The sequence below is a fragment of the Acidovorax bellezanensis genome (assembly GCF_025421555.1).
In the GTDB taxonomy this organism is placed as follows: Bacteria; Pseudomonadota; Gammaproteobacteria; order Burkholderiales; family Burkholderiaceae_C; genus Comamonas; species Comamonas bellezanensis.
On sequence record NZ_JAODYH010000014.1, the window covers coordinates 14,081 to 35,580 of the forward strand.

The 21,500-nt window shown below is 66.2% G+C and carries 17 protein-coding genes and 1 tRNA gene; 13 read left to right on the top strand and 5 right to left on the bottom strand.

Going from position 1 to position 21,500, the window contains the following annotated elements:
* Positions 1 to 93: 93 nt before the first annotated feature.
* From N0K08_RS19990 to N0K08_RS20035, 10 genes are all read left to right on the top strand, one after another.
* Complete coding sequence (locus tag N0K08_RS19990) at positions 94 to 2,793, top strand: LuxR C-terminal-related transcriptional regulator (protein WP_261502165.1); 2,700 nt, start codon at positions 94 to 96, stop codon at positions 2,791 to 2,793.
* Between the two features lie 128 nt (positions 2,794 to 2,921).
* Positions 2,922 to 4,061, top strand: a complete 1,140-nt coding sequence (locus tag N0K08_RS19995) for an acyl-CoA dehydrogenase family protein (RefSeq protein ID WP_261502166.1) — start codon at positions 2,922 to 2,924, stop codon at positions 4,059 to 4,061.
* 24 nt (positions 4,062 to 4,085) lie between these two features.
* Positions 4,086 to 5,276, top strand: a complete 1,191-nt coding sequence (locus N0K08_RS20000; RefSeq protein ID WP_261502167.1) for a lipid-transfer protein — start codon at positions 4,086 to 4,088, stop codon at positions 5,274 to 5,276.
* Positions 5,273 to 5,713 carry a MaoC family dehydratase N-terminal domain-containing protein gene (locus N0K08_RS20005; protein WP_261502168.1) on the top strand — a complete coding sequence of 147 codons (441 nt, stop codon included), beginning with the start codon at positions 5,273 to 5,275 and terminating at the stop codon, positions 5,711 to 5,713. Before N0K08_RS20000 ends, N0K08_RS20005 begins: the two co-directional genes overlap by 4 nt.
* Before the next feature lie 19 nt (positions 5,714 to 5,732).
* Complete coding sequence (locus N0K08_RS20010; protein ID WP_261502169.1) at positions 5,733 to 6,149, top strand: MaoC family dehydratase; 417 nt, start codon at positions 5,733 to 5,735, stop codon at positions 6,147 to 6,149.
* Positions 6,150 to 6,174: 25 nt separating this feature from the next.
* Entirely contained in the window at positions 6,175 to 6,999 is an 825-nt protein-coding gene (locus tag N0K08_RS20015; RefSeq protein WP_261502170.1) for an SDR family NAD(P)-dependent oxidoreductase, read from the top strand.
* A gap of 81 nt (positions 7,000 to 7,080) precedes the next feature.
* Complete coding sequence (locus N0K08_RS20020) at positions 7,081 to 8,964, top strand: feruloyl-CoA synthase (RefSeq protein ID WP_261502171.1); 1,884 nt, start codon at positions 7,081 to 7,083, stop codon at positions 8,962 to 8,964.
* 18 nt (positions 8,965 to 8,982) lie between these two features.
* Complete coding sequence (locus tag N0K08_RS20025) at positions 8,983 to 9,951, top strand: Bug family tripartite tricarboxylate transporter substrate binding protein (RefSeq protein WP_261502172.1); 969 nt, start codon at positions 8,983 to 8,985, stop codon at positions 9,949 to 9,951.
* Between the two features lie 198 nt (positions 9,952 to 10,149).
* On the top strand, positions 10,150 to 10,668 hold the full coding sequence (locus N0K08_RS23260) for a glycine zipper 2TM domain-containing protein (protein ID WP_315968020.1): 519 nt from the start codon (positions 10,150 to 10,152) through the stop codon (positions 10,666 to 10,668).
* 184 nt (positions 10,669 to 10,852) lie between these two features.
* Entirely contained in the window at positions 10,853 to 11,197 is a 345-nt protein-coding gene (locus N0K08_RS20035) for a hypothetical protein (protein WP_261502173.1), read from the top strand.
* Between the two features lie 132 nt (positions 11,198 to 11,329).
* On the opposite strand, the gene N0K08_RS20040 is transcribed toward N0K08_RS20035, so the two are convergent.
* Positions 11,330 to 14,146, bottom strand: a complete 2,817-nt coding sequence (locus N0K08_RS20040; protein WP_261502174.1) for a LuxR C-terminal-related transcriptional regulator — start codon at positions 14,144 to 14,146, stop codon at positions 11,330 to 11,332.
* Between the two features lie 81 nt (positions 14,147 to 14,227).
* On the opposite strand from N0K08_RS20040, the gene N0K08_RS20045 reads away from it, so the two are divergent.
* Positions 14,228 to 15,367 carry an acyl-CoA dehydrogenase family protein gene (locus N0K08_RS20045; protein ID WP_261502175.1) on the top strand — a complete coding sequence of 380 codons (1,140 nt, stop codon included), beginning with the start codon at positions 14,228 to 14,230 and terminating at the stop codon, positions 15,365 to 15,367.
* 43 nt (positions 15,368 to 15,410) lie between these two features.
* On the top strand, positions 15,411 to 16,400 hold the full coding sequence (locus N0K08_RS20050; protein WP_261502176.1) for a Bug family tripartite tricarboxylate transporter substrate binding protein: 990 nt from the start codon (positions 15,411 to 15,413) through the stop codon (positions 16,398 to 16,400).
* 106 nt (positions 16,401 to 16,506) lie between these two features.
* On the opposite strand, the gene N0K08_RS20055 is transcribed toward N0K08_RS20050, so the two are convergent.
* Both N0K08_RS20055 and N0K08_RS20060 read right to left on the bottom strand, forming a co-directional pair.
* Complete coding sequence (locus N0K08_RS20055; protein WP_261502177.1) at positions 16,507 to 18,060, bottom strand: acyl-CoA synthetase; 1,554 nt, start codon at positions 18,058 to 18,060, stop codon at positions 16,507 to 16,509.
* A gap of 87 nt (positions 18,061 to 18,147) precedes the next feature.
* A complete protein-coding gene (locus tag N0K08_RS20060; protein WP_261502179.1) occupies positions 18,148 to 19,356 on the bottom strand; it encodes a multidrug effflux MFS transporter in 1,209 nt (402 codons plus the stop codon).
* Positions 19,357 to 19,512: 156 nt separating this feature from the next.
* Between N0K08_RS20060 and N0K08_RS20065 the strand changes: the two genes are divergently transcribed.
* On the top strand, positions 19,513 to 20,088 hold the full coding sequence (locus N0K08_RS20065; RefSeq protein WP_261502180.1) for a DUF2889 domain-containing protein: 576 nt from the start codon (positions 19,513 to 19,515) through the stop codon (positions 20,086 to 20,088).
* On the opposite strand, the gene N0K08_RS20070 is transcribed toward N0K08_RS20065, so the two are convergent.
* Complete coding sequence (locus N0K08_RS20070) at positions 20,085 to 21,104, bottom strand: NAD(P)H-quinone oxidoreductase (protein WP_261502181.1); 1,020 nt, start codon at positions 21,102 to 21,104, stop codon at positions 20,085 to 20,087. The genes N0K08_RS20065 and N0K08_RS20070 overlap by 4 nt on opposite strands.
* A 130-nt stretch (positions 21,105 to 21,234) precedes the next feature.
* A tRNA-Val gene (locus N0K08_RS20075) sits at positions 21,235 to 21,309 on the bottom strand.
* Positions 21,310 to 21,500: the final 191 nt, after the last annotated feature.

Sequence of the window (21,500 nt, forward strand, 5' to 3'; positions counted from 1 at the left end):
CGATTTCGCCCCACCCGCATCGGGTAGCGGGCAGGCCGTGGCCTCCCGCCATGATGCTGCACAATCAGCGCTGACCCCGGTCCTGCCTTCGCCATGCCCTCTCGCCCCACCCCTTTTCCGTCGCCATTGACCACGTCCAGCGCCTCGTCGGTCCCTGAGCGCCTGCTGGCGCGCATGAACGCTGCGCGGCAACTGCGCTGCCTGCTCATCACCGGCCCCGCAGGCGCGGGCAAGTCGGCGCTGGCGGCGGCCTGGAGCGATGGGCTGGCGAGCCAAGGCATAGACGTGACCCGCCTGACAGCCACGGATCGCCACAACGATCCACTGCACTTTCTGCAGGCGCTGCGCAGCTGCATAGCGCCGCAGGCGCCGGCCGCGACGCAGAACGCATCCCGCGCGGCAGCGGGCATGGACGCCGACCCCGACGCCATGGAACGGCTCGCGGTCTTGCTGGTGCGCGATATCTCGGCACGCCAGCGCCGCCTGGTCTGCGTGCTCGACGATGTGCAGCAGCTGACCAGCGCGGCCACGCTGGATGCGCTGCAATGGCTGCTGGACCACGCGCCCGCGCAGCTGCAGTGGGTGCTGGTCGCGCGCGGCATGCCGCGGCTGTCGCTGGACCGCTTGCGCAGCCAGGCACAGCTGCTGGAGCTCAATCAGCAGGATTTGTGCTTCACGGCGGCAGAAAGCGCCCAATTCATCCAGTCGCAATGCGCCCTTGCCGATCCCGGCCAGGTACGCCGCCTGCATGAACGTACGCAAGGTTGGGTCCACGGCCTGCAGCTGCTCACGCGGGAGCCCCCAGCCGACACCTCCTTGTCCACCGCTGGCACGGCCCAGGTGCTGGCCCGGTATTTCGACAAGGAAGTGCTCGCCCCGTTGCGCGCCGACGAGCTGGAGCTGCTGGTGCATGCAGCGCCTTGCAAGCGCTTTTGCGCCGCGCTGTGTGCCGCGCTGGTCGACACCCCGCAGGCCGTTGACGGCATCGCCGCGCTGCTGCACCGGCTGGAGCGCGGAGACCATTTCGTGGTCCGGGTGGATGATCCGTCAACCGGGCACTGGTATCGCTTCCACCCCTTGCTGCGCGAGTCATTGCTCGCCCGCTTTGCCCACTTTCCCGAACCGCAACAGCAGACCGTGCACGGGCGCGCGTTTGCCTGGTTTCAGGGACAGGGCCTACCGCAGGAAACAGAGCATCACGCCATGCGCTCGGGCCAGGCAGAGCAGGCCGCGCTCATCGAGCAGTGCGCGCAATCGCTGCTGGCGCGTGGTGAGCGGCGTGAGTTGATGGACCTGCTCAAGGAGCTGGCCCCCAGCAATGTCAACCTGCAGCTTTGGCAGGCCCGCATGCAGTTCTTCGAGCGCAAGCTGGACGAATGCGCCGGATCGCTCGATGCACTGCAGCGCCTGCTGCCCGAAGATGCGGTCTGCCAGCGCTTTCAGGTCACCGTGCTGCAAGGCGCGCTGGCACTGCAGCTTGACGACACCGACGCGGCGCGCGCCATCATGCCGCGGCTGCGCATGGTCCCCAGCGATGCCGATCCGTTCTCGGTGGGCTCGCGCCACAACATCCTGTCGTGGATGTACATCCAGCAGGGTGAATACGCCATGGCGCGCAGCGTACAGCGCGAGGCAGCGCCGCTGGTGATGAATGGCGCACCGCTGCTGGCCACCGCTTCAGGCAGCTTGCAAGGCCGCAGTCTGGTGGGGCTGAGCTACGCCATGGAAGGCAAGATGCCCCAGGCGGAGCGCGTTCTGCGCGCCGTGGTGGCGCAGGCGGCGCAGGCCGGCAAGGCCTGCAGCGATGCACGCTATCTGGCACTCAGCCTGCTGGCCGACGTGCTCTTTGAGCTCGACCATATCCCCCAGGCCTGCGCCCTGGTGGAGGACAAACTCGAAGTGCTGGAGCGCACGGTCATGCCCGACGCCATGCTGCGCGTCTATCGCGTGCTGGCGGCCGCGGCCTGGCAGTCAGGCCAGCCCGCCCAGACCTTCAGCCAATTGCAACGGCTGAAGGCCTACGCCACCCACCACCGGCTGGAGCGGCTGCTTGCCCATGGCCTGGCCGATACCGTGCACTACCACCTGCTGCTGCAGGAACCGGACGCCGCGCGATCGGCGATGGCGCAACTCCAGGCCATGGATAAACGCCAGGCGAGCGACGGCGCGATCAGCGAAATCGCGCAAGCGGCGCAAAGCGCCAGCATCCAGTGGGCGCTCGGCACGGGCGACCTGGAAGGCGCCGCAGATCGGCTGGCGCAGCTGCTCGCCTCGTGCGAGGCCGCGGGCCGACAGCGCAGCGTCACGCACCTGCTGGTGCGCAGCGCGGCGCTGGACAGCTTGCGCGGCCACGGCGATGCCGCACGCCTGCAGCTGGTCGAGGCACTGCGGCGCGGTCACCGGCTGGGTCTCCTGCGCAGCCTGGTCGATGCCGATCCCATGGCACGCGCCCTGCTCCAGAAACTGGGCACCACCGAGCCACTCGACCCCGTGCTGGCCTTTTACGTGGAACGCCTGCTGGCCACCAGTTCCCCTACCCAGGCACAGGCCTGTGGTGCGGCCGCCCCGCCCACCAGCGCGCTGCAATCCCTGAGCGAGCGCGAGATGGACATGCTGCGCCTGCTCGCCCAGGCCATGCCCAACAAGAAGATGGCACGCGCCCTGGAACTGTCGCCCGAGACCGTCAAGTGGTACTTGAGCCGCATCTACGCCAAGCTGGGGGTGTCGGGCCGCCAGGAGGCCGTGGCGCGCGCGCGCGACCTCGGCTGGAGCAGCGAAGCCACTGCGCCCTAAACCGCGCGGCGAGCCCGTCCCCACCCCACCCGCGGGTGAACCCCACCACCCATCGGGAGTGGTGACGCCATCACGGCACCTCCTTACCGTAGAGCCTCAATACAGGTGAACCTACAGGAGACCAAGCCGTGCACGTACAACGCAACGTTTTTCGAGATGACCACGAGATGTACCGCGAAACGGTACGCCGCTTTCTGGAGCGCGAGTGCAAGCCGCGCCAGGACGCCTGGGACCTGGCCGGACAGGTCGATCGCGAGACCTGGCTGAAGGCCGGCAAGGAAGGCTTGCTGTGCGCTTCGCTGCCGGAGGAATACGGCGGCGGCGGCGGTGACTTCGGCCATGCCGCCGTGTTCGCGGAGGAAATGGCGCGCTCGGGCGTCAGCGGCCCGGCGTTCGGCATGCACTCCGACATCATCGCGCCCTACATCCTGCGCGCCGGCAGCGAAGAGCAAAAGCGCCAATGGTTGCCTGGCGCCGCCTCGGGCGAAATCGTCCTGGCCATTGCCATGACCGAGCCGGGCACGGGCAGCGACCTCAAGGCCGTGCGCGCCACCGCCGTGCGCGACGGCGACGAATACATCATCAACGGCAGCAAGACTTTCATCAGCAACGGCTTGACGGCGGATTTGATCATCGTCGTGTGCAAGACCGATCCGACCGCGGGCGCCAAAGGCATCAGCCTGATCGCCGTGGAAGCGACCCGCGCGGGTTTCCGCCGCGGCCGCAAGCTGCAAAAAGTGGGGCAGTACGCCCAGGACACGGCCGAGCTGTTCTTCGACAACGTGCGCGTACCGGTCAGCAACCGGCTGGGCGAGGAAGGCAAGGGCTTTGCCTATCTGATGGGCGAGCTGCCGCAGGAACGCCTGAGCATTGCCATCTCGGCCGCGGCGCGGCTGGAGCGGGCCCTGGAGAACACGCTGGAATACGTCAAGCAACGCCGCGCGTTCGACCAGACCGTCTGGGACTTTCAGAACACCAAGTTCAAGCTCGCCGACATCAAGGCCCAGGCCGTTGCCGTTCGCACCATGATCGACCACTACATCGCCGAGCACACGCGCCGGCGCCTCACGTTGGCGGAAGCGGCCATCGCCAAGCTCTTTGCCACCGAGACGCTGGGCAAGGCGCTCGATGAAATGGTGCAGCTGCACGGCGGCTACGGCTACATGCTGGAGTACCCGATTGCCCGCGACTTCGTCGACATGCGCGTCACGCGCATCTACGGCGGCACCAGCGAAGTGATGCGTGACCTCATCGCCCGCAACCTCTGATTCCAACCCAACCCCCACAGCCTTATGACCAACAAAGTATTTGTCGCCGGCGTCGGCATGATTCCGTTCAAGAAACCCGGCACCAGCGAAAGCTACGACCAGATGGGCGCGCAGGCCGTGAAGCTGGCCTTGGCCGATGCCGGCATTGCCTATGAGCAGGTGCAGCAAGCCTACGCCGGCTATGTCTACGGCGACTCCACCTGCGGCCAGAAGGCGCTGTACCGCGTGGGCATGAGCGGCATTCCGGTGCTCAACGTCAACAACAACTGCGCCACCGGCTCGTCCGCGCTGTTCATGGCGCGGCAGGCCGTGCAAAGCGGCGCCGTCGATGTGGCGCTGGCCTTCGGCTTCGAGCAGATGAATCCCGGCGCGCTCAAATCCGTCTGGACCGACCGTGCGCCGGCGCTCGAGCGTGCCAACGACGTCGTCAACGAACTGGAGGGCAACGGCGAACTGCCCAATGCCATTCGCCAGTTCGCCGGCGCCGGGCAGGCGCACATGCGGAAGTACGGCACGCGCCTGGAAACCTTCGCCAAGATCCGCGCCAAGGCCAGCCGCCATGCGGCCAACAACCCGCTGGCGCTGTTCCGCACGGAATTGAGCACCGAGGAAGTCATGGCCGCGCCCTGGCTCTGGGAAGGCGTGCTGACCCGCCTGATGGCCTGCCCGCCCACCTGCGGCTCGGCGGCCGCCATTCTGGTGTCCGAGAAATTCGCGCGCCAGCACGGCCTGCGCACCGATGTGCTGATCGCCGGCCAGGCCATGGCCACCGACCTGCCCAGCACCTACGACGCCAAGGACATGATCCGCGTCGTGGGCTTCGACATGACGGCCCTGGCCGCCAGGCAAGCCTATGAGCAGGCCGGCGTCGGCCCCGAGGACATCGACGTCATCGAACTGCACGACTGCTTTGCCCAGAACGAATTGCTCACCTACGAAGGCCTGGGCCTGTGCGCCGAAGGTGAAGGCGAGAAGCTGGTCAACGACGGCGACAACACCTACGGCGGCCGCTGGGTGACCAACCCCTCGGGCGGCCTGCTGTCCAAGGGCCACCCTCTGGGCGCGACCGGCCTGGCCCAGTGCTACGAGCTGACGCACCAGATGCGCGGCACGGCCGACAAACGCCAGGTCGCAGGCGCCAAGCTGGCCTTGCAGCACAACCTGGGCCTGGGCGGCGCGGGCGTCGTGACCATCTACCAAAAGGTGTCCGCATGATAGACAAGAAGCACATCGGCATGAAGCTGCCGGTCTACCAGGCCAAGGCAGAAGCGGGCCAGCTGCGGTTCTTCGCCCAATCCATAGGCGAGACCAACCCCATCTACCTCGATGTATCGGCCGCACGCGACGCCGGCCATCCGGACCTGCCCCTGCCTCCCACTTTCCTGTTCTCGCTGGAATTCCAGATTCCCAGCAGCGCCTGGCGCGACGCGCTGGGCATAGAGACCTCGCGCATCCTGCACGGCGAGGAAAGCTTCACCTACCACCGCATGGCCTACGCCGGCGACACGCTGCAGTTCGAGACCCACATCTCCGACATCTACGACAAGAAAGCCGGGGCCTTGAGCTTTGTGGTGCGCCAATCGCGCGTCAGCAACCAGCGCGGCGAGCATGTTGCCGACCTGCGCAGCATTCTGGTCCACAAGAACGCATGAGCCCGCAGGAGCACGCACCATGAACACCCCCTCCTTTGCCAGCCTGCAGGTCGGCGACAGCCTGCCCGCGCTGCAACTGCCGCCCATCACCCGCACCACGCTGGCCTTGTTCGCCGGCGCCTCGGGCGACCACAACCGGATCCACATCGATATCGACTACGCCCGCAAGGCCGGCGCCGTCGATGTGTTCGCCCACGGCATGCTGTCCATGGCCTACCTGGGGCGCCTGCTCACGCAGTGGGTCGACCAGCGCCAGCTGCGCAGCTTCGGCGTGCGCTTCACCGGCATCACCCACCTGGGCCACCAGATCACCTGCCACGGCAAGGTCGTGGAGAAATTCGAGGAAAACGGCGAGCAGCGCGTGAAGCTCGAAATCGAAACACGCAACCAGTACGGCGACACCAAGATCGTTGGCGATGCCGTGGTTGCACTCTGATCATCCATTTTCAGGAGACATCTACATGGGAACACTGGACGGAAAAGTGGCACTGGTCACCGGTTCGGGCCGCGGCATAGGCCAGGCCATCGCCTTGAAACTCGCCAGCCAGGGCGCGCGCATCGTGGTCAACGACCTGGATGCCGACCCGGCGCAGGAGACCGTGGAACTGGTCAAGAAAAGCGGCGGCCAGGCCGTGGCCTGCGCCGGCAATGTCAGCGCCCCTGATTTCGCCGAGCGCTACATCAAGACGGCGATGGACCACTTCAAGGGCATAGACATCATCGTCAACAACGCCGGCTTCACCTGGGATGACGTGATCCAGCGCATGACCGACGAGCAATGGCATGCCATCATCGATTGCCACATGACCGCGCCCTTTCGCATCCTGCGCGCCGCCTACCCCGTCATCAAGGCGCAGGCCCTGGCCGACCAGGAAAATGGCGTGGAAGTATTCCGCAAGGTGGTCAATGTCTCGTCCACTTCGGCCCTCAACGGCAACGCCGGCCAGATGAATTACTCGTCAGCCAAGGCCGGCGTGATCGGCATGACACGCGCACTGAGCCGCGAATGGGGCCGCTTCAAGGTCAACGTCAACGCCGTGGCCTTCGGTCTGATCCATACCCGCATGACCAATGCCGACGCCCATTCCGGCGCCTCGATCAACATCGAAGGCCGCGACATCCGCGTGGGCCTGAACCCGGATCTGCTCAAGTCCCACGCCCAGCGCAACCCCATCGGTCGCGGCGGCACACCCGAGGAAGCCGCGGGCGCGGTCTACCTGTTCTGCCTGCCCGAGTCGAACTACATCACCGGCCAGGTGGTGGCGGTGGCGGGCGCACCGCAGTAAGGCTTTGGTGGACGGCAGCGGGGCGCAGGCGGCCCCGCTGCCCAGCGTTGGCTCAGGAACAAAAACGGAGACATGACCAGCATGACAACGGCTACCCGCGAAACTCCCGCTGCCGCGCCCTACCGCGCCGTGCCTTATGGGATGCGCAAGACCCTGTGCGAGCACCGTCCTGATGGCACTTTGATTCTGCGCTCCCCGCTCGCCCCCCACACCAGCGACCGCATCGGCTTTGCCGGGTCCATCCCCCATTGGGCCAGCCGCCGTGGCGATTCACCCGCCTTTTGCGAGCGCGACGCCAAAACGGGCGAATGGACGCGCCTGAGCTGGAGCGAACTGTGGCAACAGCTGCAATCCGTGGGCGCCGGCCTGCTGGAAATGGGTCTGGGCCAAGGGCGCCCGCTGGTCGTGCTCTCGCCCAATTCGCTGCAGCAGCTGGTGTTGCTGTTCGCCGCCGAGTATGTGGGCGTGCCGCTCGCGCCGGTATCGCCCGCCTATTCGCTGCTCAGCCAGGATTTCGCACGCCTCAAAGGGGTCTGCGAACTCGTGCCCCCGGCCGCGCTGTTTGTGCAGGACATGCCCCTGTTCCAGCGCGCAGTGCAGGCCATCAACGGCGCAGACCTGCCCCTGATCGCCGTGGACGGCGCAACGCAGCGTGCCGTGTCGTGGCAGTCGCTGGCCCAACTCGAACTCAGCGCCGCGCGCCGTGAGGCCGTGGCGGCCGCGCATGCGGCCATCCGTCCCGACCACATCGCCAAGATCCTCTTCACCTCGGGCTCCACGGGCGCCCCCAAGGGCGTGCCCATCAGCTACCGGAATCTGCAGGCGTCGGCGGCCAACCTCAGCGACATGTTTTCCGCGCTCGCCGATTCGCCGGAGCCTGCGGTGTTTCTCGACTGGCTGCCCTGGCACCACGCGCTGGGCGGCGTGCTCAACCTGGGCCGCGCCGTGCTGCTGGGCGGCACCCACTACATCGACGATGGCAAGCCCCTGCCCGGAATATTCGAGCGCACGGTGCGCAATCTGCGCGAAATCTCCCCCACCGTGCTGAGCAGCGTGCCCTCCGCATGGACCATGCTGGCCACGGAGCTGGAGCGCGATCCGCAACTGGCCAAAAGCGTTTTTGCGCGCGTGCTCAACTTCGGCTACGGCGGCGCCAGCCTGCCGGACGACGTCAACCAGCGCATCCAGCGCGTGGCCGAGAAAACCGTGGGCGAGCGCATCGTCTTTGCCACCGGCCTGGCGGCCACCGAGACCACGGGCGTAGGCACCTACCGCAACTGGGCCAGTGACGACCTCGCCCACATCGGCGCGCCGCCACCCGGCACCGAAGTCAAGCTCGTGCCGCTGGAAGGCGAACGCTACGAGATCCGCATGCGCGGAGACCACAACTTCAGCGGCTATATCGGCCGCCCCGACCTTACGCAAGCCGCCTTCGATGAAGAAGGCTTCTTCAAGCTCGGCGATGCAGTCCGCCTGATCGATGCCAGCGACCCCATCCAGGGCATGCGCTTCGACGGCCGCGTGGCCGAAGACTTCAAGCTGATCAACGGCACCTGGGTGCGTGCGGGCGCCGTGCGCCTGGGCCTGGTGGAGGTCTGCGCGCCGCTGCTGTCCGACGCCGTCATCTGCGGCCACGACCACGACTACATCGCAGCCTTGGCCTGGCCCAATGTGGCCGCCTGTCAGCGCCTACTGCCGGAACTCTCGGGATTGAGCGCTGCAGAACTGGTCGCGCATCCGGCCCTGATTGCCGAACTCAACGCGCATCTGCAACAACAGACCGGCAGTGTCAGCCTGAAGATACGCCGCCTGATGCTGATGGCCGAACCGGCCTCGATGGATGCCAACGAAATCGCCGACAAGGGCTATGTCAACCAGGCAGTCACCCGCGCCCGGCGCGCCGATCTGGTCAAGCAACTGTTCGCGGCGCAGCCGGCCCCGCATGTGGCCGGCACGCACCCCTAAACCGATCTGGAGAAATCTATGCGCATCAGAGCACTCACTCTCGTTCTGGCCCTGGCCCATTGCGTGCCCGTCTTCGCCCAGGACTACCCCAGCCGCACGATCACGCTGGTGGTGCCCGCGCCACCGGGCGGCGCCACCGACGTCCTGGCACGCGTCATGGCCGACGAAATGGGCAAGCGCCTCAAGCGCCCCATCATCATCGACAACAAGCCGGGCGCCTCGGGCATGCTGGGTGCCGGCGCAGTCGCCCGCGCCACGCCCGACGGCTATACGCTGCTGCTGACCCATTCCTCCCCGATCTACTACACGCAGTACCTCTTCACCAAGATGGCCTACGACACCGGCCGGGACTTTGCCTTCATCACCGAAATCGGCGCGGCCAATCTGGTGCTGGCGGTCAACAAGAACATTCCCGTCCATTCCGTGAAGGAATTCATCGGCTGGGCGCAGAAGAACAAGGGCAAGGTCAACTACGGCTCCTTCGGCATAGGCTCGGGCAGCCACCTGCTGTCGGCCTATCTCAGTGACTCGTACCAGCTCGACATGAGCCACGTCGCCTACAAGGGCGAGGCGCTGATGACCCAGGACCTGATCAGTGGACAGATCGCCGTGGCCATAGGCACGCCCGGCACCATGGGCCCCCACCTGGCCAACGGCAGCCTGCGTGCGCTGGCCATCATGGGCAACCAGCGCCAGGCCGCCTTGCCTGACGTGCCCACGATGCCCGAGGCGGGCTTTCCTGATCTGGAGTACCAGCCCCCTGGCGGCGTGCTGCTCATGGCGCCCGCCAAGACGCCCGCCCCCATTCTCGCGCTGCTCGAGAAGGAAGCCCGTGCCGCAGTCCAGACGCCCGCGATGCAGACCCGTTTCCATGCCTTCGGCATCGTAGGCATTGGCAACAGTTCGGTGGACTTCCGCAAAAACTACGACGCCAGCGGCCCCATGATCCAGAAACTGGTGAAAGTCTCCGGCGCCAAGGTGGATTGACCGCGGCGGGCGCAACGCCACCTCCGATTGGCGAAGGCGAGTGCGGTCATCGCCAGGCGGCCGTGTCAGCCGCCAGGTGCAGGGCCTGGTACACCGTGAACTTCGTTACATCTGTTCCATCTTCCGCGTCGGCTTACCGCTTGCGTCGCGCGTTGTAACTGGCAGATCGCCAATCCGGCGTATGAAACGGTGTCTCCAATGGAAATGAAGCAAACTGCAAATCGCATTCACCCCTTGATGGCAGGCGCAGCCATCTCCGTCATGCTCGTGAGCCTGCTTGGCGCTGCGGTCCTGACTGGCGTCTTGCCGAACTCGCAGGCCACCGCGTCACCAGCGCCGTCAATCACCGCGCCGGCTCCAGCCATTGCGCCATCCCCACCCGCGCAACAGTTTGTGCCGCCAGTCATGGCGGCCGCGGAAAACCGCGACGTCAGCACAGTGCGCAAGTCCGTCGTACACCATCGTCCGGTCCAGCACGCACAGACGCCCTCAAATCAACAATACGCTCAGGCACCGGCGTACCAGCAACAGCCCCCCGCGTCCACGCAACCAGCACCCGCGGCACAAAGCAGCCCCATAGGCATTGGTGTGGGCGCGGTGGTCGGCGGGTTGCTGGGCAGTCAGATCGGCGGCGGAAACGGCAAGACCCTGGCAACCATCGCCGGGGCTGTCGGCGGCGGATTCCTTGGCAACGAAGTTGCCAAGCGAGTGCCCTGAGGGAACTGGCCGATCAATTCCCCGCGCCGGCCGCGCAGGCGGCGGGCCAATCCAGCGCTCCCACGCAGGCAAGCAGCGCTTCGTGACGTCTGGCAACAACGTTCACACAGGCCCTGTAAGCCTAAGCAGCGCGTCCAGCGTTTTAAGCGAATAAGGGCAGTTCTTGCCCCTTGCAGGAGCCGAAATGAACTTCAATCGTTCTGTTTACTTGAAATACGCGGCCAGCGGCATTGTGCTGACTGCCGCGCTGTTCGGCGGCACCGCAGCCAGCGCTGGCGTGACCTGGTCCATCGGCGTGGGCCTGCCAGGTGTTGTGATCAGCGAGCCTGCTCCCGTGTACTACGTGCCTGCGCCCGTATATGCCCCTCCGGCGCCGATCTACTATCAACCGGCGGGCCCTGGCTATTATCGGCGGCCCCCACCCGTCTATTACAGGCCCGCACCTGTCTACTACGGCCCTCCGCCGCCCGTCTACTACAGGCCACACCATCATCGCTGGCACAGGGACTGGCATGACGACAGAGACTGATTGCGGCCCAGGCCCCTTGAAAACCCAAAGCGACATGGCCGCGGCGTCCATTCGCCAGCCATTGCACCCAGCGGCGCGCCACCAGTAGATCACTTCAGTGTGCGTGCGCCGCCCCCCTGACTGGAGGCAAGCCTAGGACCTGCCTCGCATCCACGCCACCGCTTCGTCCCGGCCGGTGACGCCGAGCTTTCCGTAGATGTTCTTCAAGTGCCACTTCACCGTGTCGATCGATACGCCCAGGGCCAGCGCGATCTTCTTGTTGGGCATGGCCTGCATCAGCAGCAGCAGCACATCGCGTTCGCGCTCACTGAGCGGCTCCACGGCCGGTTGCTGCTCGGCGGCCGGCGGCGCAGGAGACGCCGCCGAACGGGCCGCTGCGCGCGCTGCCTCCAGCAGCCGCTGCGCATAAAAAGCCAGCACCGGATCCAGGTCCGGGTCGCTCGCCACATCGGCAATCAGCTGCGGCACTTGCGGGTCCGCCTGCAGCAGGCTGCGCACCAGGCCCAGGCGATGGCCGCGGCGCAATGCGGTGAGGGTGCAGTCGCGCGCCGTTTCCAGGCGGCCGCGCCGCATGGCGATGGCGGCCTGCATCAGCGTCAACTGGGCAATCAGCCGCTGGCGGCCGCGCTGCTCCAGGATAGCGGTCAGCCGCACGATGCGCCGGTCCGCATCGTCCAGGTCGCCACGCGCCATGGCCCACAGAATGCGTGCGCGCTCGGCCACCACGGCGATTTCGCCCTGGGCGCTGTGCTGGGCATTCTCATGTCTGGCATCTATGGCGTTGACGCGCTGCAGCGCCAATTCGGCCGCAGCCGGCTCGCCCAGCTCGAGGCGCCACTGCACCTGCATCGCCAGGCTGTGCACCAGCAACCGGTCCAGCCCCAGGGCCGCGCTGTAGTCTTCCAGCCGCTCCAGCGAGGCCATGCCTTCGAGCCGCCGCCCCGCCGCCCAGTGCGCGGCGGCCAGCACGCGGTGCACGCGCAGCACCGAATCGGGAATGGACACGCGCTCCAGCGCATCGACACGGTTTTCCAGCAGTTCGATGACGGCCTCGGTCTCATCGTGCTCATAAAGCACTTCCGCCAGCAGACCGGTGGCCAGATAGCTGGCGTCGATGCAGGTGCCGCCGGCCTCACCCGCCTCGCGCAGCACTTCGCGGTAAATGCGTTCGGCCTGGGTCATGCGCCCCTCCAGCGCATAGCTCAGGCCCACCAGCGCACGCCCCTGCAGCGTGCCCGAGGCGGTGCCCCGCAGCGGCACGCCGTCGATCAGCCGCATCGGATTGGCTTGCTGGATGCGCCTGGCCAGCTCGTATTCCCCGCGGTGCATGTAAAACCAGGTCAGCAGGTTGTCGCGCCCGCCGGTGGCCAGCGCATCCGCGCCTTGGGGCGCCGCCAGCAGTCGCGGCAGCAATGCCTGCGCGGCGTCCGTGTCGTCGCGCTGCAGGGCCAGCGAAGCTTCGAGCAGCGTGAGCCAGTAGTGGCTCATGGCGTCATCGGGCGGGATATCCGGGCGCAGGCGCGCGATGTGCTCGGAGAAAGTGTCCAGCTCGCGGGCGAACAGCTCGACCCGGATCATCCATAGCCGCAACCCCACGCGTGCCTGCACCTGCTCGGGCGGCAACTGGCGCACCAGACTGATGAGCTTGCGCAGATCACCGCGCACCGCAAACGCATGGGCCGATTTTTCGACCATGGCGGCGGCGGCGGCACCTTCGCCCGCGGCCACGGCCAGGCGCACGGCTTCATCGATCAAGCCGTGGTCGCGAAACCAGCGCCATGCCGTCTGGTGGATGCGGCGCAGCGCTTGCGGACTGCGCTGCGCCAGGCGCCCGCGCAGCGTTTCGCGCAGCAGCGGGTGCAGGCGATACCAGACCATGCGCTCGGCACCATCCACCGGAATGACGAACAGATTGTCCGATTCCAGGCGCGCCAGCAGCGCGTCCAGAGCGACATCCTCTTGCGGCCGCTCCAGCAAGGCGGCGCACAAGGGCGCGCAAAAGCGCGGACAGGCAGACACCTGGATCAGCAACTCCAGCTCCGGCGCCGAAAGGCGTGACAGCACCTCTTTTTCAAAATAGTCAGCAAACGCTTGCGGGTCCTGCACCTGGGTGAAGCCCGCATGGTCCGCGCCGCCGGCAGCCGCGCTGCCCCCTTTGGCCTGCGCCTGCCTGCGCTTCTTCCACGCAATGGCCAGCAGTTGCAGGCCCGCGGCCCAGCCGTCGGCGAGCTGGTGCAGGCGCTGCGCATCCCCTCGGTCCACCTGGCCCAGCTGTATCTGCAAGAACCGCTCGGACTCCTGCGGTGAAAAGCGCAAGTCCTGCGCATGGAGTTCCACGATGTCGCCCAGCGCCCGCAGGCGCTCCAGCGACAGGGGCAAGGCACTGCGCGAGGCGAACACCAGGTGCAGGTTGGCGGGCGCATAGTCCAGCAGCCATTGCAGGGCTTCGTGGATGCGCACATCCGTCAGGTGCTGCACGTCATCCAGGATCAGCACCAGCTCCCGGGGGTGGGCAGCAATTCCGCGCACCAGGGAAATCAGCGCGCGCTCCACGGCTTCGCTGTCGATGCCGCGGCCGGCGTAATCGGCCGCGCCCAGCGTCGCACCCGGCGCGGCCTGGGCCACGCTGGCCAACAGGTAGTCGAGCAGGCGCGTGGGCTCGTTGTCTTCGTGGGTCAGATGGAGCCAGGCCACATCAAAGCCCAGCGGCAGCAAGGCCAGGCGCCAGCCCGCCAAGGTGGTGGTCTTGCCGCTGCCGGCCGGGCCTTGCAGTACCAGACAACGGCGCCGGCGCCCCTCCATCAGCCGGGACAACAGCTGCTCACGGGACACCGAGCGCCCTGTATTGCGGGGCGGCGCCAGCTTGGAGGAGATCAGGGTGTTGGGGGCACCGGCGTCGGTGGTTCGCGACTTGGGAAGGGGCTTGTTCTGCATGTCTCTGGAGGGCATTGTGGCACGCCGTCCCCCCGATCAGGGTAGTGGCCGGGCGCGGTCGCGTACCCAGAATGACTCCAGGACAAGGAGAACTCCGTGAACATCCACCGTACCGTCTACCGAGAAGATCACGAGATGCTGCGCGAAACCGCGCGGCGTTTTTTCGAGCGTGAATGCCTGCCGCGCCAGGCCGAATGGGACCTGGCCGGGCGCACCGACAGGCAGACCTGGCTCAAGGCCGGCCGCGAAGGCCTGCTGTGCGTCACCATCCCCACCGAGTACGGCGGCGGGGGCGGCGATTTCGGCCACTCCTGCGTGCTGGCCGAAGAGCTGCACAAATCCGGCGTCTCCGGTTTCAGCCTGTCGGTGCACTCCGACATCACCGCGCCTTACATCGTGCGTTTCGGCACCGAGGAGCAAAAGCAGCGCTGGCTGCCCCGGATCTGCAGCGGCGAGACCATCATGGCCATTGCCATGACGGAGCCCGGCACAGGCTCCGACCTGAAGTCGATACGCACCAGCGCCGTGCGCGACGGCAACGAGTGGGTCATCAACGGCAGCAAGACCTTCATCAGCAACGGCCTGAACTGCGACATGGTGCTGGTGGCCTGCAAGACCGACCCGAACGCCGGCAGCAAGGGCGTGAGTCTGATCATGGTCGAGACCGACCGCGCGGGCTTCAGGCGCGGGCGCAAGCTGAACAAGGTGGGCCAAGCCGCGGCCGACACCACCGAAATGTTCTTTGACGAGGTGCGCGTTCCGGTCAGCAACCTGCTGGGCGAAGAGAACAAGGGCTTTGTCTGCCTGATGCAGGAGCTGGCGCAGGAGCGGCTGATCATCGCCGTCTACAGCGCCGCCAAGCTCGAACGCCTGCTGGAGCAGACGCTGGAGTACGTGAAAGCGCGCAAGGCTTTCGACGGCACGGTCTGGGATTTCCAGAACACGAAGTTCAAGCTGGCCGACATCAAGGCCCAGGCCGTGGCGACGCGCACGCTGGTCGACTACTACATAGGCGAGCACATGCGCCGGCGCATCAGCGTGCAGGAAGCGGCCATCGCCAAGCTATTTGCCACCGAGTCCCTCTGGAAATGCATAGACGACATGGTGCAGCTGCACGGCGGCTACGGCTACATGCTGGAGTACCCGATTGCACGCGCCTTCACCGACTACCGCATCACCCGCGTCTTCGGCGGCACCAACGAGGTCCAGCGCGACCTCATCGCCCGCAAGCTCTGAGCCCCCAGACGATTCTTTCACCCACAACAGCCAGGAGACACCCATGAAAAGCTTCAAGACGCGGCGCTTCCTCAGAGTCACACTCTCCTCGATGCTGGCACTGGCCCTGCCCGTACAGTTGGTGCATGCTGCGGACCCCTTTCCCTCGCGCCAGGTGCGCTTCATTGTTCCGCTCGGGCCCGGAAGCGGCTCGGACACCATCACGCGCCTGGTGGCCAAACTGGTCACCGCGGAGCTGGGCGGCCAGTCCACCTTCATAGAGAACAAGCCGGGCGGCGACACGGTGCTGGCCATACAAAGCCTGCTCGCCTCGCCCGCCGACGGCTACAGCGTGGTCATGCTCTCGCCGTCTTCCATGGTGATCAACCCGCTGATCATCGACAACCTGCCCTACGACGCCCAGCGCGACCTGCGCCCGCTGGCCACCATGATGCGCAGCGCCGCGGTGCTGGTCACGGGCGCGGCCTCCCCCTACAAGACCTATGCGGATGCCATGGCCGCGGCCAGGAAGAGCCCCAAGACAGTGAGCATGGCCAGCTACAGCAACCACTACCGCATCGGCGCCCTGGTGCTGCAGCAAAACGCCGGCGTGGAATTCAACGCCATCCCCTACAAGTCGCCCGGCCAGGTGCAAACCGACTTGATGGGCGGCCAGGTGGACCTCGCCCTGCTCGATATCGGCGGCGCCTTGCCGCTGATCGCCGCGGGCAAGTTGCGCCCCCTGGCCACCACCGGCAAGGAACGCCACCCCAAGCTGGCCAGCGTGCCCACCGTGCGCGAAAGCGGGTTGCCAAACTACGACCTGTACGTCTGGATAGGCCTGGGCGTAGCCGCCAAGACACCGGAGCCGGCCCTGAAAACCCTGGAAACCGCCCTGCTCAAAGCCATGACCCAGCCCGAATTCAGGAACTACGTGACCGAAACCGCGGGCGGCGAAGTCTTCACCGTGGGCGGCAAGGAAATGGGCGAAATGATCGCCGCCGAGACCGCACGCTACCGCGCCTTGGCGAAGCAAATAGGCAGCCTGAAATGACAAAGGAGCCCACAGCGCCGAATCGAGCGGCATTACCGGGCGCATCTTAGGCGGCCGGGGGGGCGCATCTTAGGCGCCCGGGGCCGGCATGGGTCGTGCCTTCCGCTCAGCCCACCTGCCGGGACTGTCCCGCCCAGTGCGGAGCACGCAGTTCACGCTTGAGCACCTTGCCGGCCGCGGACAGGGGCAAGGCCTCGCGGAACTCTATGCTTTTAGGGCATTTGTAGCCCGCGATGAAGGCCTTGCAATGCGCATGCAGGTCCGGCGCTTCCAGCGCGGCGCCAGGCTTGCGCACCACCACGGCGTGCACGGCCTCGCCCCATTGCGGGTGCGGCACGCCAATGACGGCGCAGGACATCACGCCCGGATGCCGGGCGATCACATTCTCGACTTCGGCCGAGTAGACGTTCTCGCCACCGCTGACGATCATGTCCTTGAGCCTGTCGACGATGAACACATAGCCGTCGCCATCCATGTGCGCGCCGTCGCCCGTGTACAGCCAGCCACCGCGCAACGCCTGCGCCGTCTCCTGGGGCTTGTTCCAGTAGCCCAGCATGAGATTGGGCCCGGCAACCACCAGCTCGCCCACTTCCCCGCGCGGCAGCTCCACGCCATCGCCATTCACCACCTTCACCGCCAGGCCCGCGTTGGCACGTCCGGCAGAGCGCGACAGGCCCGATGCCCGCCCTTGAGCACCGTGGTTGTGCGGTGGGTTGGTGGTGGCACTGCCGAGCTCCGTCAGGCCATAGGAGTGGGTGAAGGCCACGTGGGGCAGCAGATCCAGCGCCCGCTCCAGCACCGCTTCCGCAATCGGCGACGTGCCATAGACCATGCGCCGCAGACTGCTCAAGTCAAAACAATCGAACTCAGGATGCGTGATCAGCGCTTGCAGCATGGTCGGCACCAGCAACAGGTCGCTGACCCGTTCACGTTCTATGGTCTGCATCACTTCGCGCGCATCGAAGCTGCTCAGCAGCACATGCGTCTCCCCGGCAATGAACTGCACCAGCGCGCGGCCCATGCCGCCCATGTGAAACAAGGGCGCCACATGCAAGGCGACGCTGCCGCCGGGCATGGGTGTTTGCGCCAGCCGCTGAATGCCTATCGCCCACAGGGTCCCGTGGCTGTGCATCACGCCCTTGGGAAAGCCGGTAGTGCCGCCCGTGTACAGAATGCAGGCCAGGTCGGAGCCGGCGCGGTGCGCATCGTCCATGGGTGCGCTCGCCGCCATCAGCGCCTCCAGTGAAAGCATGCCCTCGGGCACGGCTTGCTCGCCCACATGGATGAGCAGCGGCGGGCGCCTGGCCGTGGTGCGTATGCCCTCCACCTGGTGGAGAAAGTGGTCGTCCACCAGCAAGATGCCCGTATCGCTGTCATCCAGCGAATAGACGATCTCGGGCCCGCTCCAGCGGGTGTTGACGGGGTTGAGCACGCCGCCGCCCCACCAGACGCCCATCATCACTTCCAGCCAACGGTCGGAGTTCACGCCCAGCATGCCGACACGGTCGCCGCTGCCCATGCCCTGCGTGCGCAAGGCGCTGGCCAGGCGCGCGACGCGATCGCCGAACCTGCAAAAGCTCTGGCGCCGCCCGTGAAACACCGTGGCGGTCTGCTCGGGCGTGGTCTGGATAGAGCGCCGCAAAGCGAGGGTCATGGACATGGGGCGAAGCTTTCTATCAATGCGCTGCATGCCAGTAAAGCATGCACATTGACCTGGCTCACCACCCCTTTCGGGGGGAGTCCTCGGCTATTCGTGCGCCGCGCCGTGGTGGGGCTGCGGGCCGCTCAGCGTGATCCAGGTCAATGCCACGCCGACCAGCGCGCCACTGGCCATGCCCACCACCATGGGCAAGGGCTTGCCGTTGGAAAAATAACCCACGATCTGCATGGCGGCCGCACCCGTCAGCATTTGCAGCGTGCCCAGCAAGGCCGAGGCAGTGCCGGCGATCGCGCCGTGCTCTTCCAGCGCCAGCACCGACGTGGTGGGAATCACCAGTCCCATCAAGGCGCTGGCGATGAAGTACAGCCCGATGAGCACCGCCAGTTGCTCACCACCGAGCAAGTAGTACGCCAGCAAGGACGCCATGACCACACCCGAGCCCGTGGCGGCCGCCTTGACCACGCGCACCAGCCCGAAACGTTGGCCCAACTGGCCCGTGAACTGGGATGCGCCGATAAAGGCAAAGGCGTTCAAGCCAAACGCCAGGCTGTACTGCGTGGACGTCAAGCCGTAGTGATTGATCAGCACAAAGGGCGAGCCGGCCAGATAGACGAAAAAGCCCGCCATGGCGCTGCCGCCAATCAACACCAGGCCCAGGTAATGCCGGTCGCGCAGCAAGACACCATAGGCCTTGAGGGCGCTACTCAAGCTGCTTTCCAGCCGCGCTTGCGCCGTACGGGTCTCTTCCATGCCGCGCCAGATGGCCACCAGGCCCAGCACGGCGGCCGCCGTCACCACCCAGAACACGCCGCGCCAGCTGGTCAAGGCAATCACGGCACTGCCGGCCAGGGGCGCCAAAATGGGCGAGACGCTGAACACCAGCATCAGCAGCGACATCATGCGTGCCGCTGCGTGGCCGGTATACAGATCACGCACCACGGCGCGCGGCACGGCCATGCAGGCCGCGGCCCCCAGGCCTTGCACCAGGCGAAACGCCACCAGCATCTCGATGCTGGTCGCCAGCGCGCAGCCCACGCTGGCCCCGGCGAACACGACCAGACCAAAGAACAAGGGCGGTTTGCGGCCCACCATGTCGGACACCGGGCCGTACAGCAGCTGGCCCAGACCAATGGACAGGAAGAACGCCGTCAGGCTGGCTTGCACCGCCCCGACCTCCGCCCCCAGGCTGCTGCCGATCTGGGGCAGCGCGGGCAAATACATATCGATGGCAAAAGGGCCGATGGCCGACAACAAACCCAGAATCAAAACCAGGCGCAGGGAAACAGTAGATTGCATAGGGGGGCCATTGTCGCGGCAACCGGGATTGCGTGCTGGGCCTTGGCCATCCATACAGCAATGCAATCACGGCCACGCCCCCCTTCAGGAGTAGGGTCACATCCAGGCAATGCGAGCAACATCCATGTTCTCACTCCACGAGACAGAGATCGCACAATGGATATCCCCGCAACGCGCCGTCTGGTGCACACCCGAAAAATCGAATGCCACGGCTACGTGCGCGCCGATGGAATGATGGAAGTCGAAAGCGTCATGCGCGACATCTCGGTCGGCGGCTCCGACCTGTTCTTCAAAACGCTGGCCCCCGGTGAAGACCTGCACCACATGCAGATCACGCTGACACTGGACCGCAGTCTGGTGATTCATCACGTGCAGGTGGGCACGCTGGCCGCGCCCACGCCATGGTGTGCCGAAGCGAATGCCGTCTACGACGGCCTGATCGGCTTGCAGATCGGCCCGGGATTTACCCAAAAGCTGCGCGAACTGGCGGGCGGCACCAAGGGCTGCACCCACCTGACCGAGCTGATGGGCCCGGTGGCCACCACCGCCTTTCAGACCTGGCATGCGCTGGCGCGCGAGACGGGCAGCGCGCGGGCCGCGCGTGCCCTGCCCGGCTTGCTGCCTCGCCCGGCCCTCTTCAACACCTGCCAGGCCTATCGCGCGGACGCCAAGGCCCTGGAGGCCATCTGGCCGCTCGACAGGCGCGCGCCTTCAGCGGCCAACGAAGGCTAGGCGCATTCCAGCACCAGCTTGCCAAAGGGCTGGTCTTCTTCCAGGCATTGGTGGGCCTGGGCCGCATCCTGCAGCGCGAAACGGCGCTCGATCAGCGGCAGCAGCTGGCGCGCGGCGATCACGGGCAGCCAGCGCTGTGCAAAGCGCTGCGTCATCTGCGCCTTTTGTTCGCTGGTCAGCGATTTCATCACCGTGCCTTCAATGCGCAGACGCCGCGTAAGCACCAGGTCCAGGGGCAGCGTGGCGCTGGCCCCGCCCTGCAGGCCCAGCTGGATCAGGCGCCCACCCACATCCAGGCTGCGCACGTTGCGCTCCAGGTAAGGCGCGCCCATGTTGTCGATCACCAGGTCCACCCGGCCGCCACTCACCTGTTGGGCGATCACTTCGGCAAAGTCCTGCTTCGCGTAGTCGACGGTGATGTCCGCTCCGAGTTCGGCCAGGCGCGCGTGCTTGCCCGCGCTGCTGGTGGTCACCACCGTGGCCGCACCCGCCATGCGCGCCATCTGCACCAGCGTCGTGCCCACGCCGCCGCCGGCGCCGTGCAGCAACACTCGCTCGCCGGCCTGCAACTGCCCCAGATGCAGCAACACATGGTGGGCGGTGACCATGGCTTCGGGAATGGTCGCGGCCTCCACATCGCTCAGGCTGTCCGGCACCTTCATGGCCATGCCCGCATCCATGCGCGCGTACTGTGCGTAAGCGCCGCCGCCGACAATGCCCATCACCCGCTCGCCCAGGGCAAAGCCTTGCACCTGCGGCCCCATGGCCACCACCTCGCCGGCCAGATCCAGCCCGATGACCGCGTCAGAATCGCCAAAACCGGGCGTGGGGCCGTACTTGCCCTGGCGCCAGTTGAGCTCTGCCCGGTTCAGACCGGCGGCACGCACCCGCACCAGCAAATCATGGGGCCGCAGCTGCGGCAAAGGCAGCTGCGCTGCACGCAAGACGGAAGGCGGGCCGAATCCATCATGGACGATGGCCTGCATGGTGGAAGGCAAGGAGGTGAACGTAGTCATGGGGTGTCTCAGTCTCTGTGGCGCCGCATTGCGCAGCGGGCAAAGTCTACAGCGAGATCACCACCCCAAGGCCTTGGCGGCGCGCACGAAAAAACCCTCTTGAATCAAGGACTCAAGAGGGTTTTGAATTTGGTGGGTAATACATGGTTCGAACATGTGACCCCTGCCGTGTGAAGGCAGTGCTCTACCACTGAGCTAATCACCCTTTTGCTGGGATATACAAGGCAGCTTCGCAGCGCGCTCCCGTATACCCCAGTCAAGCCGTCGATTATAGCACCATTAAAAGTGCCGTTTTGAGAAATACGGGCAATTTCCGCCATCCCCCCGCGGCGTTCGTCTGTATCAGGTCAAAATCAGGCACCTGCATGCTGGCAGGCCTTGGGAATTTCGCCGGGC

Coding starts and splice junctions, on each gene's coding strand:
- N0K08_RS20035 (WP_261502173.1), top strand. CDS start 10,853: ATGAACTTCAATCGTTCTGTTTACTTGAAATACGCGGCCAGCGGCATT.
- N0K08_RS20005 (WP_261502168.1), top strand. CDS start 5,273: ATGATAGACAAGAAGCACATCGGCATGAAGCTGCCGGTCTACCAGGCC.
- N0K08_RS20065 (WP_261502180.1), top strand. CDS start 19,513: ATGGATATCCCCGCAACGCGCCGTCTGGTGCACACCCGAAAAATCGAA.
- N0K08_RS20050 (WP_261502176.1), top strand. CDS start 15,411: ATGAAAAGCTTCAAGACGCGGCGCTTCCTCAGAGTCACACTCTCCTCG.
- N0K08_RS20025 (WP_261502172.1), top strand. CDS start 8,983: ATGCGCATCAGAGCACTCACTCTCGTTCTGGCCCTGGCCCATTGCGTG.
- N0K08_RS20015 (WP_261502170.1), top strand. CDS start 6,175: ATGGGAACACTGGACGGAAAAGTGGCACTGGTCACCGGTTCGGGCCGC.
- N0K08_RS20010 (WP_261502169.1), top strand. CDS start 5,733: ATGAACACCCCCTCCTTTGCCAGCCTGCAGGTCGGCGACAGCCTGCCC.
- N0K08_RS23260 (WP_315968020.1), top strand. CDS start 10,150: ATGGAAATGAAGCAAACTGCAAATCGCATTCACCCCTTGATGGCAGGC.
- N0K08_RS20020 (WP_261502171.1), top strand. CDS start 7,081: ATGACAACGGCTACCCGCGAAACTCCCGCTGCCGCGCCCTACCGCGCC.
- N0K08_RS20060 (WP_261502179.1), bottom strand. CDS start 19,356: ATGCAATCTACTGTTTCCCTGCGCCTGGTTTTGATTCTGGGTTTGTTG.
- N0K08_RS20055 (WP_261502177.1), bottom strand. CDS start 18,060: ATGTCCATGACCCTCGCTTTGCGGCGCTCTATCCAGACCACGCCCGAG.
- N0K08_RS20070 (WP_261502181.1), bottom strand. CDS start 21,104: ATGACTACGTTCACCTCCTTGCCTTCCACCATGCAGGCCATCGTCCAT.
- N0K08_RS20000 (WP_261502167.1), top strand. CDS start 4,086: ATGACCAACAAAGTATTTGTCGCCGGCGTCGGCATGATTCCGTTCAAG.
- N0K08_RS19990 (WP_261502165.1), top strand. CDS start 94: ATGCCCTCTCGCCCCACCCCTTTTCCGTCGCCATTGACCACGTCCAGC.
- N0K08_RS20040 (WP_261502174.1), bottom strand. CDS start 14,146: ATGCCCTCCAGAGACATGCAGAACAAGCCCCTTCCCAAGTCGCGAACC.